At 71.3% G+C, this 3,928-nt stretch carries 4 protein-coding genes; all 4 read right to left on the reverse strand.

Features of this window, described 5'->3' with window-relative positions; genetic code table 11:
• On the reverse strand, positions 1-758 hold a 758-nt coding region (cbiB, locus tag ACN675_RS28220), incomplete at its 3' end, for an adenosylcobinamide-phosphate synthase CbiB (RefSeq protein WP_420753962.1).
• Complete coding sequence (locus ACN675_RS28225; RefSeq protein ID WP_420753963.1) at positions 755-3,127, reverse strand: cobyrinate a,c-diamide synthase; 2,373 nt, start codon at positions 3,125-3,127, stop codon at positions 755-757. The genes ACN675_RS28225 and cbiB, both read right to left, overlap by 4 nt.
• 7 nt (positions 3,128-3,134) lie before the next feature.
• Positions 3,135-3,749: a cob(I)yrinic acid a,c-diamide adenosyltransferase gene (cobO, locus tag ACN675_RS28230; protein WP_420753964.1), complete on the reverse strand. Its 615-nt coding sequence runs from the start codon at positions 3,747-3,749 to the stop codon at positions 3,135-3,137.
• Positions 3,749-3,928: hypothetical protein (locus ACN675_RS28235; protein ID WP_420753965.1), on the reverse strand; the 180-nt coding region annotated here is incomplete at its 5' end. The genes ACN675_RS28235 and cobO, both read right to left, overlap by 1 nt.

Below are 3,928 nucleotides of genomic sequence, written 5' to 3' on the forward strand. Positions count from 1 at the left end.
ACGCCCCCGAGCGTGACACCGAGGGCTCCTGCGAACGCGGACTCCACCGGCCCGGCGTTGGGACTCGGGTGCTTGTGCGCGTCGCGCCGCCAGATGCGCAGCGCGGCCCCGGGGTCGTCGCCGAGCAGCGCCGCCAGCAGTGCGGTGAGACGCGCGGGTACGAGATTCACCGCGTCGTCGAAACGTGCGGAGGCCCAGCCGAACCGCTCGAGCCGGGGAGTGCGATGACCGACGCGGGCGTCGAGGGTGTTCGCCGCCCGGTATCCGAGCAGTCCGGCCGGGCCGAGCAGCGCTCCCCACACCAGCGGCGCGACGACCGCGTCCGAGGTGTTCTCGGCGACGGATTCGATGGTGGCCCGGGCGATTCCGTCGGCGTCGAGTTGCGAGGGGTCGCGCCCGACGAGATGGGTCACCTGGATGCGCGCGGCATCGAGGTCGCCGCGGCGGAGCTGGTCGTCGAGGGTGCGGGCCTCGCGGCCGAGCGATCGTCCGCCGAGTACCGCCCATGTCGCGGTGGCGGTGACCGTCGTGTTCACCAGGGCATGTTGCCGGGTGGCACGGTCGGCGGCGTAGCCGAGCGCAGCGGCGCCGCCGACCAGAACTGCGGTGAACAACATTCCGGCACAGCGTGAGTCGGCATACAGTCTGCGTTCGGTGGCGCGGGCTATCGCCCCGAATCCGCTCACCGGATGTCCGCGTCGCGGATCGCCGAAGATCTGGTCGGCCACATATCCGAGGGCCAGTCCCGCTGCCCTCATCGGATGGACCGCCACGCGTCGACGAGCGCCCCGATGGTCTGCGGGTCGCGCACCGCGATGCGGATCCAGTCCTCGCCGAGCCCCGGGAAGGTGTCGCCACGCCGCACCGCGAACCCGCTCGCGCGCAGCTTCTCCCGGGTGTCCTGGGGAACCCGCGCCAACACGAACGGTCCGGCCGGATCGCCCGCAACGGGAACACCGAGTGCACACAGCTGATCGACGAGAAACTCTCGGTGCGAAGCGATCTCGGCCGCGATGACCTCGGATTCGGTGGTGGCCTGCGCCGACGCGCAGGCGATCATCGCCGCCGCGGCGGGGGTCGACACCGACCACGGCGGCTGGTGCACGGCGAGATCGGCGATCACCGTGGCGTCACCGACGACGTAACCGGCCCGCACGCCAGGGATCGCCCACGTCTTGGTCAGCGACCGCACCACGATCAGTCCCGGAACGAAGGCGTCGGCCAGTGTCTCCGGTTCGCCCGGTACCGCGTCCATGAACGCCTCGTCGACGACGACCACGCGCCCGGGCCGCACCAGTGACCGCAGCGACCCGGCGGGATGGAGCACCGACGTGGGATTGGTCGGGTTGCCGACCACCACCAGATCGGCGTCGTCGGGCACGCGGGCCGGGTCGAGCACGAAACCGTCCTCCGGCCGCAGCAGGACCCGGTGCACGGTGTGCCCGGCGGCGATCAGGGCGGCCTCGGGTTCGGTGAACTGCGGGTGTACCACCACCGGGTTGCGCCAGGGCCGCGCCCGGGCGATCAGGGTGAAGGCCTCGGCACCACCGGCGGTGGGCAGCACCTCGTCGGCGGTCCGGCCGTGACGGGTGGCCAGGGCCGCGCGGGCCGCACTCGGGTCCGGGTAGCGGCTCAGGTCGTCGAGTGAGGCGCGCAGTGCGTCGTCGAGCCAGACCGGACGCTGTCGCCGCGACACGTTCACGGCCAGGTCCACGAGGCCGGGTGTGGCTTCGCGGTCGCCGTGGTGATGCAGGTCGGGGGCCTTCGTCCGCGGTCGGCGCGGGGGTGCGGGGACGGGTGTCGCGCCGCGCACGGCGTCGACGAATCGCTGCGCCATCGACGGGTGCCCGGCCCAGTGCGTGTGCAGGTACGACGCGTGCAGCGTCGCGGTCGCGAACCCGTCCGGCCGTCCGTTCAGCAGCCATCCGGGCTCGGTTCCGGGTTCGACGGCGGTGCGATGGAATTCGTGACCCGTCACCCGCGTTCCGGCGACCGCGAGGAGGCTGTCGGCAGGGGCGATCGCCGTGCGGTAGCCGAGGGTCAGGCGCGGCGTCATCCGGGCGGAGGCGTCGAGCGCCCCGACCATGTCGGCGCCGTCGACGTCGCGGCACAGGTACAGCAATCCCGCGCATTCGGCGACCGTCGGGACACCGGCTGTGATCGCCCTCCGAAGATGTTCGCGCAGAGGGGTGTTCGCGGACAGGTCCGCGGCGTGCACCTCGGGGAATCCGCCACCGAGGTAGATGCCTGCGGTGCCCTCGGGAAGCTGTTCGTCGCGCAGTGGATCGAACGCGACGGTGCGGCATCCCGCGGCGCGCAGGATCTCCTCGGTCTCGGTGTAGCGGAACGTGAAGGCACGACCGCCGGCGATCGCGACGACCGGACCGTCCTTCTCCGTGCCGTCGCCGGGGGACCATGGGTCTGCGTTCAGATCCGGTGCGCTGCGGGCGATCCGGACGATCTCGGCGAGATCGACGTGCGCGGCGATCCGGTCCGCGAGCCGGTCCAGCTGCCCGGCTGCCTCGCCGCGCTCCTGCGCCGGCACCAGGCCCAGATGCCGGGACGGGGCGCTGATCCCGTCGTCTCGGTGCAGAACGCCCAGCACGGGGATCCCGGTCGGTTCCAGCGCGGCGGTCACCTCGTCGGAATGCCTCTGCGACCCGGCCTGGTTGAGGATCACTCCGGCGATGCGGACACCCCGGTCGTAGGACGCCATGCCGTGCACGACCGCCGCGATCGACCGCGACGCGTGCGAGATGTCGACGACGAGCACCACGGGCGCCTGCAGGAGTTCGGCGACGTGGGCGGTCGAGGCGAACCCGTCGGTGCCGAGCATCCCGTCGTACAGGCCCATGACGCCTTCGACGATCGCCAGATCGGCGCCGGCCGCTCCGTGCACGAACAGCGGCGCGACCAGGTCGGTGCCGACGAGGTGCGGGTCGAGGTTGCGGCCCGGGCGGCCGGTGGCGAGGGCATGGTAGCCGGGATCGATGTAGTCGGGTCCGATCTTGTGCCCGGACACGACGTGACCGGCCGCGCGGAGTGCGGCCATGAGACCTGTTGCAACGGTGGTCTTTCCGTGTCCCGATGCGGGAGCGGCGATCACCAGCCGCGGTATGGCTACCATGCTGCGCCTACCATTCGATGCCCTTCTGGCCCTTCTGTCCGGCATCCATCGGATGCTTGATCTTGGTCATCTCGGTGACCAGGTCTGCCGCGTCGACGAGCTTGGGGTGGGCGCGGCGACCGGTGATCATCACGTGCTGATGTCCGGTGCGGTGGACGAGGGTGTCGACGACCTCGTCGATGTCCACCCAGCCCCAGTTGATCGGGTAGGTGAACTCGTCCAGCACGTACAGGCCGTGCTGTTCGGCCTCGAGCCGGCGCCGGATCTCCCGCCATCCGGCGAGGGCGTCGGCGGCGTGGTCCTCCTCGGTGCCGTCCTTGCGCGACCACGACCAGCCCGACCCCATCTTGTGCCATTCGATGGCCCCGCCGGTGCCGCGTTCGGCGTGCAACGCCCCGAGCGTCTCGAACGCGGTCTGCTCGCCGAGCCGCCACTTCGCGGACTTCACGAACTGGAAGACCGCGACCGACCAGCCCTGGTTCCAGCCGCGCAGTGCAAGACCGAACGCGGCCGTCGACTTGCCCTTGCCGTCACCGGTGTTGACCATGAGCAACGGCCGGTTCCGGCGTTGCCGGGTGGTGAGACCGTCGTCGGGTACCGCGATCGGTTGGCCCTTCGGCATCAGGCGGCCCTCCCTCGGACCGCGGTGGTGATGGCGTCGGCCCGCACGTCGCCGACCGCGACGTACTCGGCGCCCAGGCTTTCGGCGAGACGTCGTGCGAGTCCCATCCGGAACCGGCCTGTCTCCGAGTCCAGAACGACCGAGGAGATGTCCTGTGCGGCAATGAGTTCGGCGGCAGC

This window comes from Rhodococcus sp. O3 (assembly GCF_048897285.1).
Lineage (GTDB): Bacteria > Actinomycetota > Actinomycetes > Mycobacteriales > Mycobacteriaceae > Rhodococcus.